The sequence below is a fragment of the Paracoccus simplex genome (assembly GCF_042648325.1).
GTDB classification, from domain to species: domain Bacteria; phylum Pseudomonadota; class Alphaproteobacteria; order Rhodobacterales; family Rhodobacteraceae; genus Paracoccus; species Paracoccus simplex.
Map to the genome: position 1 here is coordinate 89233 of NZ_JBHRXE010000018.1, position 13402 is coordinate 102634.

Here is a 13402-nt window from a genome sequence, read left to right on the forward strand (position 1 = left end):
ATTTGGAAAACGGAGAAAGCCGGCCGGGCGGGGAGGGCGGGTCCGTGATCGACAAGCTTTCCATGTTCATGGCCTTGGCGCGCGAGAAGCATTTCGGCCGCGCCGCCGAATCGCTGGGCATCACCCAACCCACCCTGTCCTCGGCCATCCGGGCGCTGGAGGAGCAGCTGGGCGTGCAGCTGGTGCGGCGCGGCTCGCGCTTCCAGGGGCTGACGCCCGAGGGCGAGCGGGTGCTGGGCTGGGCGCGGCGCATCGTCGCCGATGCCCGCGCCATGCAGGCCGAGATGCAGGCCAGCCGCAAGGGCGTGTCGGGGCGGCTGCGCATCGGCGTGATCCCCACCGCCATGCCGCGCATCGCCGAGCTGACCGGGCCGTTCCTGCGCCGCCATCCCAATGCCGGGGTCTCGATCCTGTCGCGCAGCTCGGACGAGATCCGCGACCAGATCGAGGCGCTGGAGCTGGATGCCGGCGTCACCTATCTGGACAGCGAGCCGCTGGGCCGGGTGCAGAGCCTGCCGCTGTATCGCGAGACCTATTGTCTGATCGACCGGGGCGAGCTGGCGGGGCCGGCCGACTGGGCCGAGACCGCCACCCGGCCGCTTTGCCTGCTGACCCCCGACATGCAGAACCGCCGCATCGTCACCCGGCACCTGGTCGAGGCGGGGGCGGATGCGCTGCCGCGGGTCGAATCGACCTCGATGCTGGCGATCCTGTCGCATGTGGCGACCGGCGACTGGGCGGCGATCCTGCCGCGGGCGCTGGCGCGCGGCCTGCCGCTGCCCGAGGGGGTTCGGGCCCGTGACCTGACCGGCGAGGGCCATATGGTCGGCGTGGTGGTGGCCCGGCGCGAGCCGCATCCGCCACTGGTCGAGGCGCTGATCCGCATTGTCTCGTCGATTGATACCTTCAATCAATAAACGATATATCACAATTGTATCGTCTATCACCGGCCTCTAGTCTGGACAAAACAGTAGAGCCCGGACCCCCTAGCCATGACCTCACCAGCGATCGACGCTGATTTCCTTCTGCGCCTTGACGAAATCATCGCCGCCCATCAGGGCCGCGAGGGGCCGCTTCTGCCCATCCTGCACGACATTCAGGCCGAATGGGGCCATGTGCCCGAGGAGGCGCAGCCGCGGCTGGCCGAGGCCCTGGGCATGACCCGGGCCGAGGTCTATGGCGTGGTCAGCTTCTATCACGATTTCCGCGACCATCCGCATGGCCGGCATGTGCTGCGGCTGTGCCGGGCCGAGGCCTGCCAGTCGATGGGCGCCGATGCCTTGGCCGAGGAGGTGCGCGCCGCGCTGGGAATCGACTGGCACGAGACCACCCCGGACGGGCGGCTGACGCTGGAGCCGGTGTTCTGCCTGGGGCTTTGCGCCTGCGCGCCCTCGGCGCAGATGGGCGACAGGCTGCTGGGCCGGGCGAATCTGGCCAAGGTGCGGCAACTGGTGGCGGAGGCAGGCGCATGAGGATCTGGGTTCCCCTGGACGCCGCCGCAAGGGCTTTGGGCGCCGACGCGGTGGCCGAGGCGCTGGGGCGCGAGTTTGCCGTGACCCGCAACGGCAGCCGCGGCATGATCTGGCTCGAGCCTCTGGTCGAGGTCGAGCGCGACGGCGTGCGGCACGGCTACGGGCCGGTCGGACCCGAGGACGCGGCCTCGGTCGCCGAGGCGATCCGCACGGGCGGCGCGCATCCGCTGGCCCTGGGCCCGGTCGAGGAACTGCCCTGGATGAAGGCACAAAGCCGGCTGACCTTTGCCCGGGTCGGCGTGATCGACCCGCTTTCGGTCGAGGAATACGAGGCGCATGGCGGGCTGGCCGGGCTGCGCCGCGCCATCGGCATCGGGCCGGAAAAGGTCGTCGAGGAGGTCACCGAATCCGGGCTGCGCGGCCGCGGCGGCGCCGGTTTCCCGACCGGCATCAAGTGGAAGACCGTCGCCGGCGCCAAGGCTCCGCGGAAATACATCGTCTGCAATGCCGACGAGGGTGATTCGGGCAGTTTTGCCGACCGCATGCTGATGGAGGGCGATCCGCTGGTCCTGATCGAGGGCATGGCGATCGCCGGCATCGCCACGGGCGCGGTGCAGGGCTATGTCTATATCCGCAGCGAATATCCCGACGCCATCCGGCTGATGGAGGCCGCCATCGGCAAGGCCCGGCAGGCGGGCATCCTCGGGCCGTCGGTGCTGGGTTCGGGCCATGCCTATGACATGGAGGTGCGGGTCGGCGCCGGCGCCTATGTCTGCGGCGAGGAGACCAGCCTGCTCAACAGCCTGGAGGGCAAGCGCGGCGTGGTGCGCGCCAAGCCGCCGATTCCGGCGCTGGAGGGGTTCCTGGGCCGGCCGACGGTGGTCAACAACGTGATCTCGCTGGCCTCGGTGCCCTGGATCCTGACCCATGGCGGGGCGGAATACGCCAAGCTGGGCATCGGGCGGTCCAAGGGCACGATCCCGATCCAGATCGCCGGCAACGTGAAATATGGCGGGCTGTTCGAGGCCGCCTTCGGCATGAGCCTGCGCCAGATCATCGAAGAGATCGGCGGCGGCACCGCCTCGGGCCGGCCGGTCAAGGCGGCGCAGGTGGGCGGGCCGCTCGGCTCCTACATCCCGCATTGGAACTTCGACGTGCCCTTCGGCTACGAGGAGCTGGCGACGAAAGAGGGCCTGCTGGGTCATGCCGGCATCACCGTCTTCGACGACACCGCCGACATGCTGAAGCTGGCGCGCTTCGCCATGGAGTTCTGCGCCGTGGAAAGCTGCGGCAAATGCACGCCCTGCCGGATCGGCTCGGTCCGGGGGGTCGAGACCATCGACCGCATCGCCCAGGGCGACGAGACCGGGATCCCGATCCTTACCGATCTTTGCAACACGATGAAATGGGGCTCGCTCTGCGCGCTGGGGGGCTTCGCGCCCTTCCCGGTCATGTCGGCGCTGACCCATTTCCCCGACGATTTCAGCGGGCGCCGCGAGCCCCGCAAGGAGGCCGCCGAATGAAGGATTTCATCATTCCCGACCGTGACATGGGTACGCCCGCGGTCAAGTCCGACGTCACCGTGAACCTGCTGGTGGACGGCATCCCGGTCAGCGTGCCGGCCGGCACCAGCGTCATGCGCGCCGCCGCCGTGGCCGGCATCTCGGTGCCGAAGCTCTGCGCCACCGACCATCTGGCCGCCTTCGGCTCCTGCCGGCTTTGCGTGGTGCAGATCGACGGGATGCGCGGCCTGCCGGCCTCCTGCACGACGCCGGTGGCCGAGGGCATGGTGGTCCATACCCAGACCGACGAGTTGGCGCAGATCCGCAAGGGGGTGATGGAGCTTTACATCAGCGACCACCCGCTCGACTGCCTGACCTGCGCCGCCAATGGCGATTGCGAGCTTCAGGACATGGCCGGCGCCGTCGGCCTGCGCGAGGTGCGCTATGAGCCGGGCCAGAACCATTTCGCCCGCCGCGATGCCGAGGGGCCGAACCCGGAATACCGGCCCAAGGACCAGACGAACCCCTATTTCACCTTCGACCCCGCCAAATGCATCGTCTGCAACCGTTGCGTGCGGGCCTGCGAGGAGGTGCAAGGCACCTTCGCGCTGACCATCGAGGGCCGCGGCTTTGACAGCCGCGTCTCGGCCGGGATGGCCTCGGACAGTTTCCTGTCCTCGGATTGCGTCAGCTGCGGCGCCTGCGTGCAGGTCTGCCCGACCGCGACGCTGATCGAGAACAGCGTGATCCAGATCGGCACGCCCGAACATATCGTCAAGACGACCTGCGCCTATTGCGGGGTCGGCTGTTCCTTCGACGCGCATATGCGCGGCGAGGAGGTGGTGCGCATGGTCCCCAGCAAGGACGGCAAGGCGAACCACGGCCACAGCTGCGTCAAGGGTCGCTTCGCCTGGGGCTACGCCACGCATCGCGAACGCCAGACCCAGCCGATGGTGCGCGAACGCATCACCGATCCGTGGCGCGTGGTCAGCTGGGACGAGGCGTTGGATTTCGCCGCCACCCGTCTGCGCCGGGCGCAGGAGGATTTCGGGCGCGATGCCATCGGCGTCATCACCTCGTCGCGCTGCACCAACGAGGAAACCTATCTGGTGCAGAAGCTGGCGCGCGCCGTCTTCCACAACAACAACACCGACACCTGCGCCCGGGTCTGCCATTCGCCCACCGGCTACGGGCTGAAGACCACCTTCGGCACCTCGGCCGGCACGCATGACTTCGATTCGGTGGACGAGACCGACCTGGCGCTGATCATCGGCGCCAACCCGACGGATGCGCATCCGGTCTTCGGCTCGCGCATGCGCAAGCGGCTGCGCGAGGGGGCCGGGCTGATCGTCGTCGACCCGCGCGAGATCGACCTGCTGAAGACCCCGCATATGGGCGACAGCCTGCATCTGCCGCTGCGGCCGGGGACCAACGTCGCCGTCGTCACCGCGCTGGCGCATGTGATCGTCGCCGAGAAGCTCTATGACGAGGCCTTCATCCGCGAGCGCTGCGACTGGGACGAGTTCCTGGCCTATGCCGAATTCGTGATGGATCCCCGGCATTCGCCCGAGGAGGTCGAGAAGCTGAGCAAGGTGCCGGCCGAGTTGATCCGCAAGGCCGCGCGCGCCTATGCCGCCGCGCCGCGCGCCAGCATCTATTACGGCTTGGGCGTGACCGAGCATTCGCAGGGCTCGACCACGGTGATGGCGATCGCCAACCTGGCGATGATGACCGGCAATATCGGCAAGCCCGGCACCGGCGTGAACCCGCTGCGCGGCCAGAACAACGTGCAGGGTTCCTGCGACATGGGCTCGTTCCCGAACGAATATCCGGGCTATCGCCATGTCTCGGACCCCGAGGCGCGGGCCATCTATGAGCGGGTCTGGGGCGTCGAGCTGTCGCCCGAACCGGGCCTGCGCATCCCCAACATGTTCGACGAGGCACTGGCCGGCCGCTTCAAGGGCCTTTACTGCCAGGGCGAGGACATCGTGCAATCCGACCCCGACACCCGGCACGTCACTTCGGCGCTGTCGGCCATGGATATCGTGATCGTGCAGGATCTGTTCCTGAACGAGACCTCGAACTATGCGCATGTCTTCCTGCCGGGTTCGAGCTTCCTGGAAAAGGACGGCACCTTCACCAATGCCGAGCGGCGCATCAACATGGTCCGCCGCGCCATGACGCCGAAGAACGGCTACGAGGACTGGGAGGTCACGCAGCTGCTGGCCAACCGCATGGGCGCGGCCTGGTCTTATACCCACCCGCGCGAGATCATGGCCGAGATCGCGATGACCACGCCCAGCTTCGCCGGGGTCAGCTACGATCTTCTGGATCGCGAGGGTTCGGTGCAATGGCCCTGCAACGACAAGGCGCCGCTGGGCACGCCAGTCATGCATATCGACGGCTTCGTGCGCGGCAAGGGCAAGTTCGTCCATACCGAATACGTCGCGACCGAGGAACGCACCGGGGCGCGCTTCCCGCTGCTGCTGACCACCGGGCGGATCCTGTCGCAATACAATGTCGGCGCGCAGACCCGGCGGACCGACAACAGCGTATGGCACCCCGAGGACATCCTGGAGATCCACCCCTCGGATGCCGAGAACCGCGGCATCCGGGAAGGCGACTGGGTGCGCGTGGCCTCGCGTTCGGGCGATACATCGCTTAGGGCGCATATCACCGAGCGGGTGGCGCCGGGGGTGGTCTATACCACCTTCCATCACCCGACGACCCAGGCCAATGTGGTGACCACGGACAATTCCGACTGGGCCACCAACTGCCCCGAGTTCAAGGTGACGGCCGTGCAGGTCAGCCCCTCGAATGGCCCCTCGGAATGGCAAGAGGAGTATCGCCATCATTCCGACCTCGCGCGCCGCATCCTGCCCGCCGCTGCCGAGTGATCGCATGCGCGACGTGACGACCGGCGTTCTGCGCTGGGACGGCGCAGGCCAGGGCGGCGGCTGGCGGTTTGTCGAGCCGCCCCCGGCGCCGCAGGAATGCCCGGTGGCCATAGTCATCGACGGCATGAGCCAGGCGGTGCTGATGGCGACGCCGCAGGATCTGCGCGACTTCGCCCTGGGCTTCGCCCTGACCGAGGGGCTGATCGCGGCGCCCGGCGATGTCGAGGGGTTCGAGGAGGCTGCGATCGAGGCCGGCGGTTTCCCGGCGCGCGAGGCGCGGCTGTGGCTGCGCCCCGGTCTTGCCGCGCGGCTGGCCGAGCGGCGGCGCAGCATGGTCGGTCCGGTGGGCTGCGGGCTTTGCGGCGTCGACAGCATCGAGGCGGCGCTGCCGCAGATCGTGCCGGTCGCCTCGGACTGGTCGATGCCGCCCGAGGACGTGGCCCGCGCCATGGCGGCGCTGACGCAAGGCCAGGTCTTGCGCCACCAGACCCCGGCGATCCACGGCGCCGCCTTCTGGGACGGCGCCCGCGCCGTGACGCGCGAGGATGTCGGCCGCCACAACGCGCTGGACAAGCTGGCCGGCGCGCTGGCGCAGGCCGGGCAGTCGGCGGGGCAGGGTGCCGTCGTCATGTCCTCGCGGCTGTCGGTCGATCTGGTGCAGAAGGCCGCCCGCATCGGCGCGCCGATCCTGATCGGCGCCAGCGCGCCGACGGCGCTGGCGCTCGGCTGGGCCGAACGTGCCGGCATCACCCTGATCGCCCGCGCCCGGCAGGCGAGCTTCGATCTTTACACCCATCCCCGGCGCATCGCCGGAAGCTGAGGCCCCATGTCCCACGACGATTCCAAACTGATCCACATGGCCACGCAGATGGCGCAGTTCTTCACCAGCCAGCCCGACCGGCCGGCGCCCGAGGCGGTGGCCGCCCATATCAACGATTCCTGGACGCCGCGCATGCGCCAGGCCTTCGTGGCGTTGATCCGTGCCGGGGCCGAGGCCGATCCGGTGGTGCGCGACGCGGCGGCCTTCGTGCGGCTGCCCGCCGCCTGATTTTGCCTCTGCCACCCCGTCCGGCAGCGTGCTAGCGTGGCGGCATGGCACAGCTACCTTCCCGTCAAGAGATTCTCGATTGGGTGTCCGCCCACCCGGACGCCACCGCCAAGCGCGACATCGCCAAGGCCTTCGGCATCAAGGGCGCCGAGCGCATCGAGCTGAAGCGGCTGCTGAAGGAGCTGGAGGCCGAAGGCCTGCTGGAACGCCGCCGCCGGCATTACCACGATGCCGAGCGGCTGCCGCCGGTCACCGTGCTGCAATTGCTGCCGCCCGACCGCGACGGCGACATTTTCGCCAAGCCTTTGGAATGGCAGGGCGAGGGGCCGGTGCCGCGCATCCTTTACGCGGCGCTGAAATCCGATCCCGCCGTCGCGCCCGGCGAGCGCATCCTGGCCCGGCTGATCGAGACCCGGGGCGAGGATCACGACTATCAGGCCCGGCTGATCCGCCGCATCGGCACGGTGCAGCACCGCATCGTCGGCATCTTCCGCGCCGCGACCGGCGGCCCTGATGCCGGCGGCCGCATCCTGCCCATCGACAAGGGCCAGGACAGGGAATGGCAGGTGCGCCCCGGCGACGCGCATGGCGCGAAAAACGGCGAGCTGGTCGATGCCGAGCAGGTCGGCCCGCGTGGCCGCATCGGCCTGCCCGTGGCGCGGATCGTCGAGCGGCTGGGCGACCCTTCGGCGCCCCGGGCGGTCAGCCTGATCGCCATCCACCAGCACGGCATCCCCGACGATTTCCCCGACGCGGTGATCGCCGAGGCCGACGCCGCCCGCCCGGCGACGATGCAGGGCCGCGAGGATCTGCGGCACCTGCCTTTCGTCACCATCGACCCTTCGGATGCGCGCGACCGCGACGATGCCGTCGCCGCCGAAACGCATGAGGATGGCGGTGCCACGGTCTGGGTCGCCATCGCCGATGTGGCGCATTACGCCCGCCCCGGCTCGGCCCTGGACCGCGAGGCGCGGAACCGCGGCAATTCCACCTATTTCCCCGACCGGGTGGTGCCGATGCTGCCCGACATCCTGTCGAGCGACCTGTGCTCGTTGCATCAGGGCGTGGACCGGCCGGTGATCGCCGTGCGGATGCGGCTGGACGCGCAGGGCAACAAGACCGGCCACAGCTTCCATCGCGGCATGATCCGCTCGGCCGCGAGCCTGGCCTATGAGCAGGCGCAGGCGGCGGCCGACGGCAATCCCGACGACCAGACCACGCCGCTGGTCGATGCGGTGATCCGGCCGCTCTGGCATGGCTACGAATTGCTCAAGGCCGCGCGGGCCCGCCGCCAGCCGCTGGAGCTGGACCTGCCCGAGCGGCGGATCGTGCTGACCCCGGACGGCCGGGTGAAGTCGGTGAATTTCCGCGAACGCTATGACGCGCATCGGCTGATCGAGGAATTCATGGTGCTGGCCAATGTCGCCGCCGCCGAGGAGCTGGAACGGCTGCGCCGGCCGCTGCTTTATCGCGTGCACGAGGAGCCGACGGTGGAAAAGCTCGACGCGCTGCGCGAGGTGGCCGAGGCCTCGGGCTTCACCCTGGCCAAGGGCCAGGTGTTGCAGACCCGGCACCTGAACCGGCTGCTGGAACAGGCCGAGGGGTCCGAGTTCGACGAGCTGATCAACATGACGGCGCTGCGCTCGATGCAGCAGGCCTATTACAACCCGGAGAATTTCGGCCATTTCGGACTGGCGCTGCGCTCTTATGCGCATTTCACGTCGCCGATCCGGCGCTATTCCGACCTGATCGTGCATCGGGCGCTGATCATGGGCCACAAATGGGGCGATGACGGGCTGTCGGCGCAGGATATCGAGACGCTTTCGGAAACCGCCCAGCACATCTCGGAGACCGAGCGGCGGTCGATGGCGGCAGAGCGCGACACCACCGACCGCTATCTTGCCGCCTATCTGGCCGACCGGGTGGGGGCCGAGTTCACCGGCCGCATCAGCGGCGTGCAGAAATTCGGCGCCTTCGTGCGGCTGGACGAGACCGGGGCGGACGGCCTGTTGCCGATCCGCGAGATCGGCCGGGAATATTTCCACTACGACCCGAATGCGCAGGTGCTGATGGGCTCGGAAACCGGGCTGGAAATCGGCATCGGCCAGCGCGTGACCGTGCGGCTGACCGAAGCGGTGCCGCTGACCGGCGGGCTGATGCTGGAGCTGCTGGAGGTCGAGGGCCGGCCGATGCCGCAGGGCGCCTCGCGCGGCCGTGGCAAGGGTCCGATGCGCAAGCGCGCCACCCAGGCGCGGCTGGCCGAGATCAAGCGCGCCCAGAAACGCCGGCGGGTGCGGCGGCAGCATTGAACGAAGGGGGCTTTGCCCCCGCGCGTTCCGCGCTGCTCCAGGGTATTTCGAACACGGAAGGTCGCCGGGGCGCGCGCGCGTGTCGGCCGCGGGCCGGGGGTCTTGCGACCGCGGCGCAGGCGAAGGGGCGGCCCGTTCGGACCGCCCCTTGCCCTTGCATCATTGCCGTTCCAGGTTTCAGCCGATGGCGGCGGCGCGGACGTCGTCGTCGATCTTGTCGGCATATTGCGCGAAATTGTCGCTGAACATGCCGACCAGCTTGCGGGCCTGCGCGTCATAGGCGGCGCCGTCCGCCCAGGTCTGGCGCGGGTCCAGCAGCTTGTCATCGACGCCGGGGACCGAAACCGGAACCTCGAAGCCGAAATTCGGATCCTTGCGGAACTGCACCTGGTTCAGCGAGCCGTCCAGCGCCGCGGTCAGCAGGGCGCGGGTGGCCTTGATCGGCATGCGCTTGCCGGTGCCGAAGGCGCCGCCGGTCCAGCCGGTATTGACCAGCCAGCAGGCCGCGCCGGTCTGGGCGATCTTTTCCTGCAGCAGTTTGCCATAGACTTCCGGCCGGCGCGGCATGAAGGGGGCGCCGAAGCAGGTCGAGAAGGTCGGCGTCGGCTCGGTCACGCCGACCTCGGTGCCCGGGGTCTTGGAGGTGAAGCCCGACAGGAAGTGATACATGGCCTGGGCCGGGGTCAGCCGCGCGATCGGCGGCAGCACGCCATAGGCGTCGCAGGTCAGCATGATCACGTTCTTCGGCTGGCCGCCCAGCGAGGTCGGCGAGGCGTTCGAGATCTGCTCCAGCGGATAGGCGCAGCGCATGTTGTCGGTCAGCGAGTTGTCCTCGAAATCCAGCTCCAGCGTGTCGGGATCATAGACCATGTTCTCGACCACGGTGCCGAACTTGTAGCAGGTGGCGTAGATCTCCGGCTCGGCCTCGGCCGAGAGGTTGATGGTCTTGGCGTAGCAGCCGCCCTCGAAGTTGAAGATGCCGGTGTCGGACCAGCCGTGCTCGTCATCGCCGACCAGCATGCGCGAGGGATCGGCCGAGAGCGTGGTCTTGCCGGTGCCCGACAGGCCGAAGAAGATGGCGCTGTCGTCCGGGTTGCCGAGCGCGTGGTTGGCCGAGCAATGCATCGGCATCACGCCCTTTTCCGGCAGGATGTAGTTCAAGAGCGTGAAGACCGACTTCTTGTTCTCGCCGGCATAGGCGGTGTTGCCGATCAGGATCAGCTTTTTGTCGAAATTGAGCGCGATCACCGTTTCCGAGCGGCAGCCGTGGCGTGCCGGATCGGCCTTGAAGCTGGGGCAGTTGATGATGGTGAATTCCGGCGCGAAGCTGGCCAGCTCGGCGGCCTCGGGCCGGCGCAGCAGGTTGCGGATGAACAGCCCGTGCCAAGCCAGTTCGGTCACGACCCGGACGTCGAGGCGCAGGGCAGGATCCGCGCCGCCGTAGAGGTCCTGAACGAAATAGTCCTTGCCTTTCATGTGTTCCAGCATGTCGGCATGCAGCCGGTCGAAGGCCTCGGGCTCCATCGGGCGGTTGTTCTCCCACCAAATGCTGTCTTCCACCGCGGGGCTGCGCACGACATGCTTGTCCTTGGGCGAGCGGCCGGTATGGGCGCCGGTCGAGACCAGGAAGGTGCCGCCAAGACCCAGCCGGCCTTCGCCGCGCTGGATGGCCGCTTCGATCAGCGCCGGTTCGAGCAGGTTGTAGTGGACATTGCCGAGCCCGGTGATCCCCTGGTCTTCGAGACGGCAATTCGGGTTGACGCGCGGTTCGCTCATGGCACCTGTGCTCCTGCTAGAATTCCGGGCCGACAACCGGCCGTTGCGCGTCCTATAACACGGCATTTCCCCAGCGAAAGCGGCGTTATGGACAGGTTTAGCGCTATCAGGAAAGGTTAGCGCAACCATTTGCGCGGGCATGGTCCGGGCGTCAAGAATTCGCCACAAAGGCAGGGGTTCTGTCCTAACCAGCGGTACTGATTCGCCGCGTTTCGGAGGCCGTCGCGCCATGATCCTGCACGCATCCTGCATCGCCCATCGGGGCAGGGGACTTCTGATCCTCGGGGCCTCTGGCGCAGGCAAATCGACGCTTGCTCTTGAAATGATGGCCTTCGGCGCGACGCTTGTGGCGGATGACCGTACGCTGTTGCGGGCGGAGGGCAGAGATATCGTCGCCGATTCGCCCGATTCGCTGCGCGGCCTGATCGAGGCACGCGGCCTTGGCATCCTGCGCGCCCGCGCCCATGGCCCGGTCGCGCTGGCGTTGGCGGTGGATCTGGACCGGCCCGAGCCCGAGCGCCTGCCGCCGCCGCGCCGGCTTGACCTTTTGGACAGGGCTTTGCCCCTTGTCCTTGGCGCCGGCTGTGTCCATCTTGCCCCGGCACTGTTGCAATATCTCGACGCCGGACGGGCGGACACGGATGGGCAGGAGAAGTGAGCCGAGATGTCTGAGGCGGGCAGCCCCATGGACAACCAGCAGGACCCGGCCCGCGAAGGCGGCGCCGTCGAGGATACGGCCCAGCGTCTGGTGCTGATCACCGGGCCGTCCGGGGCGGGCCGCTCGACCGCGATCAATGTGCTGGAGGATCTGGGCTACGAGGCCATCGACAACCTGCCGCTGTCGCTGATCCCGCGGCTGCTGGACGGGCCGCCGCGGCCGGTGCCGCTGGCGCTGGGGCTGGATGTGCGCAACCGCGACTTTTCCGTCGCCAACCTGACCGAGCTGATCGACAAGCTGGTGCGGCTGCCGGAATACGCCCCCGAGCTTCTGTTTCTCGACTGCGCCACCGAGCAGCTTTTGCGACGCTTCAATGAAACCCGGCGCCGCCATCCGCTGCGCGGCGAGGCCTCGCCCCTGGACGCGATCCGGGCCGAGCGCGACCTGCTGGCGCCGATCCGGGCGCGGGCCGACGTGCTGGTCGATACCTCGGAATTGTCGCCGCACGACCTGAAGGCGGAGCTGGCGCGCTGGTTCGACACCGAGACGGGGCGGCGGCTGGCGGTCTCGGTGCAGTCGTTTTCCTATAAGCGCGGGGTGCCGCGCGGGGTCGACATGATGTTCGACTGCCGCTTCCTGGCCAACCCGCATTGGGAACCGGCACTGCGGCCCCTGGATGGCCGCGACCGGGCGGTTCAGGATTATGTGACGGCCGATCCGCGATTCGACGAATTCTTCCGCAGGGTGCGGGATCTTGTGCTTTTCGCCCTGCCTGCCCATCTGGAAGAGGGCAAGGCCCATCTGGCGATCGGCTTCGGTTGTACCGGAGGGCAACACCGTTCCGTCACAATGGCGGAAAAAATGGCGGATGCGCTTGCGAAAGCGGGCTGGCAAGTGTCAACTAGACATCGGGAACTTGAACGCCGTCAAATGGCGCCGGCACCTGGGGATGATGGCCAACACGGCCTCTCACACGGCACGGGCGCCAGGGTAAGCGGCTGATGCGTGGTGGAGTGAATTGATCGGGATTGTCATCGTGGCGCATGGCGGCCTGGCGAGGGAATATCTCTCGGCAGTCGAGCATGTGGTGGGACCGCAAACCGGCATCAAGGCCGTTACGATCGAGGAAAACCATGATCGGAGCCAGAAGCAGGCCGAAATCTGCGCGGCGGCCGATTCGGTCGATTCCGGCGACGGCGTGGTGGTGGTGACGGACCTGTTCGGCGGCTCGCCCTCGAACCTGTCGCTGATGGCCTGCGCGATGCGCAACCGCTCGATCCTTTACGGCGCGAACCTGCCGATGCTGGTGAAGCTGGCGAAATCGCGCAAGCTGTCGGTCGCCGATGCCGTTTCCCTGGCCAAGGATGCGGGACGCAAGTACATCAACAGCTATGACGTTCTGCCTGCCGATGTGCTTCCCATCCCGAATCGTGCCGCTTCATGAATGACATGACCAACGGGGCCGTCACCCGCGAACTGGCGATCATCAACGAAAAGGGCCTGCATGCGCGGGCCAGCGCGAAATTCGTCGAGACGGTCGAGCGGTTCGACGCCCAGGCCATCGTGGAAAAGGACGGGATCAGCGTCTCGGGCGATTCGATCATGGGTCTCTTGATGCTGACCGCGCCGCGCGGCAGCTCGATCCGCGTCACCACGCGCGGCGCGCAGGCCCGCGAGCTTGCCGATGCGCTGAGCGCGCTTGTCGAGGACTATTTCGGCGAAGGCATGTAAGGGCCGGAC

The 13402-nt window shown here is 68.0% G+C and carries 12 protein-coding genes; 11 read left to right on the forward strand and 1 reads right to left on the reverse strand.

All coding sequences use genetic code 11. The features are described 5' to 3' along the window. Positions 1–44 precede the first annotated feature (44 nt). The 7 genes from ACFOMP_RS08290 to rnr all read left to right on the forward strand — a co-directional run bounded on the left by ACFOMP_RS08290 (position 45) and on the right by rnr (position 9228). Positions 45–917 carry a LysR family transcriptional regulator gene (locus ACFOMP_RS08290; RefSeq protein WP_289895716.1) on the forward strand — a complete coding sequence of 291 codons (873 nt, stop codon included), beginning with the start codon at positions 45–47 and terminating at the stop codon, positions 915–917. Between the two features lie 75 nt (positions 918–992). After that, positions 993–1472, forward strand: coding sequence for a formate dehydrogenase subunit gamma (locus tag ACFOMP_RS08295; protein WP_289895715.1), 480 nt, complete (start codon positions 993–995; stop codon positions 1470–1472). After that, positions 1469–2995 (forward strand): NADH-ubiquinone oxidoreductase-F iron-sulfur binding region domain-containing protein, encoded by a 1527-nt coding sequence (locus ACFOMP_RS08300; protein WP_289895714.1) that lies wholly within the window; start codon positions 1469–1471, stop codon positions 2993–2995. The genes ACFOMP_RS08295 and ACFOMP_RS08300 overlap by 4 nt, the downstream gene beginning before the upstream one ends. Further along, positions 2992–5871 (forward strand): formate dehydrogenase subunit alpha, encoded by a 2880-nt coding sequence (fdhF, locus tag ACFOMP_RS08305; RefSeq protein WP_379029405.1) that lies wholly within the window; start codon positions 2992–2994, stop codon positions 5869–5871. Before ACFOMP_RS08300 ends, fdhF begins: the two co-directional genes overlap by 4 nt. Before the next feature lie 4 nt (positions 5872–5875). Beyond that, positions 5876–6691 (forward strand): formate dehydrogenase accessory sulfurtransferase FdhD, encoded by an 816-nt coding sequence (gene fdhD, locus ACFOMP_RS08310; RefSeq protein ID WP_379029408.1) that lies wholly within the window; start codon positions 5876–5878, stop codon positions 6689–6691. Positions 6692–6697: 6 nt separating this feature from the next. Continuing rightward, positions 6698–6919 carry a formate dehydrogenase subunit delta gene (locus ACFOMP_RS08315; protein ID WP_289895711.1) on the forward strand — a complete coding sequence of 74 codons (222 nt, stop codon included), beginning with the start codon at positions 6698–6700 and terminating at the stop codon, positions 6917–6919. 44 nt (positions 6920–6963) lie between these two features. Then, a complete protein-coding gene (rnr, locus tag ACFOMP_RS08320; RefSeq protein WP_379029411.1) occupies positions 6964–9228 on the forward strand; it encodes a ribonuclease R in 2265 nt (754 codons plus the stop codon). Between the two features lie 177 nt (positions 9229–9405). Here the strand turns inward: rnr and ACFOMP_RS08325 are convergent, their stop codons facing one another. After that, positions 9406–11004 (reverse strand): phosphoenolpyruvate carboxykinase, encoded by a 1599-nt coding sequence (locus ACFOMP_RS08325; RefSeq protein ID WP_379029414.1) that lies wholly within the window; start codon positions 11002–11004, stop codon positions 9406–9408. Positions 11005–11233: 229 nt separating this feature from the next. Here ACFOMP_RS08325 and ACFOMP_RS08330 point away from each other — a divergent pair, with 229 nt between their 5' ends. From ACFOMP_RS08330 to ACFOMP_RS08345, 4 genes are read left to right on the forward strand one after another with little or no spacing between them, the layout of a single operon-like run. After that, positions 11234–11662: an HPr kinase/phosphorylase gene (locus ACFOMP_RS08330; protein WP_289895930.1), complete on the forward strand. Its 429-nt coding sequence runs from the start codon at positions 11234–11236 to the stop codon at positions 11660–11662. A 27-nt stretch (positions 11663–11689) separates the two neighbouring features. Further along, positions 11690–12664, forward strand: a complete 975-nt coding sequence (rapZ, locus tag ACFOMP_RS08335) for an RNase adapter RapZ (RefSeq protein WP_379029494.1) — start codon at positions 11690–11692, stop codon at positions 12662–12664. Positions 12665–12680: 16 nt separating this feature from the next. Continuing rightward, the gene (locus ACFOMP_RS08340) at positions 12681–13106 is read left to right on the forward strand and encodes a PTS sugar transporter subunit IIA (protein ID WP_289895707.1); all 426 of its coding nucleotides are present in this window, start codon (positions 12681–12683) and stop codon (positions 13104–13106) included. Further along, positions 13103–13393 carry an HPr family phosphocarrier protein gene (locus ACFOMP_RS08345; protein WP_019353312.1) on the forward strand — a complete coding sequence of 97 codons (291 nt, stop codon included), beginning with the start codon at positions 13103–13105 and terminating at the stop codon, positions 13391–13393. Before ACFOMP_RS08340 ends, ACFOMP_RS08345 begins: the two co-directional genes overlap by 4 nt. Positions 13394–13402 lie beyond the last annotated feature (9 nt).

Bases quoted from the DNA above. Each gene is read 5' to 3' on its own strand.
- ACFOMP_RS08295 (WP_289895715.1), top strand. From the start codon at position 993: ATGACCTCACCAGCGATCGACGCTGATTTCCTTCTGCGCCTTGACGAA.
- ACFOMP_RS08300 (WP_289895714.1), top strand. From the start codon at position 1,469: ATGAGGATCTGGGTTCCCCTGGACGCCGCCGCAAGGGCTTTGGGCGCC.
- fdhF (WP_379029405.1), top strand. From the start codon at position 2,992: ATGAAGGATTTCATCATTCCCGACCGTGACATGGGTACGCCCGCGGTC.
- fdhD (WP_379029408.1), top strand. From the start codon at position 5,876: ATGCGCGACGTGACGACCGGCGTTCTGCGCTGGGACGGCGCAGGCCAG.
- ACFOMP_RS08315 (WP_289895711.1), top strand. From the start codon at position 6,698: ATGTCCCACGACGATTCCAAACTGATCCACATGGCCACGCAGATGGCG.
- rnr (WP_379029411.1), top strand. From the start codon at position 6,964: ATGGCACAGCTACCTTCCCGTCAAGAGATTCTCGATTGGGTGTCCGCC.
- ACFOMP_RS08325 (WP_379029414.1), bottom strand. From the start codon at position 11,004: ATGAGCGAACCGCGCGTCAACCCGAATTGCCGTCTCGAAGACCAGGGG.
- ACFOMP_RS08330 (WP_289895930.1), top strand. From the start codon at position 11,234: ATGATCCTGCACGCATCCTGCATCGCCCATCGGGGCAGGGGACTTCTG.
- rapZ (WP_379029494.1), top strand. From the start codon at position 11,690: ATGGACAACCAGCAGGACCCGGCCCGCGAAGGCGGCGCCGTCGAGGAT.
- ACFOMP_RS08345 (WP_019353312.1), top strand. From the start codon at position 13,103: ATGAATGACATGACCAACGGGGCCGTCACCCGCGAACTGGCGATCATC.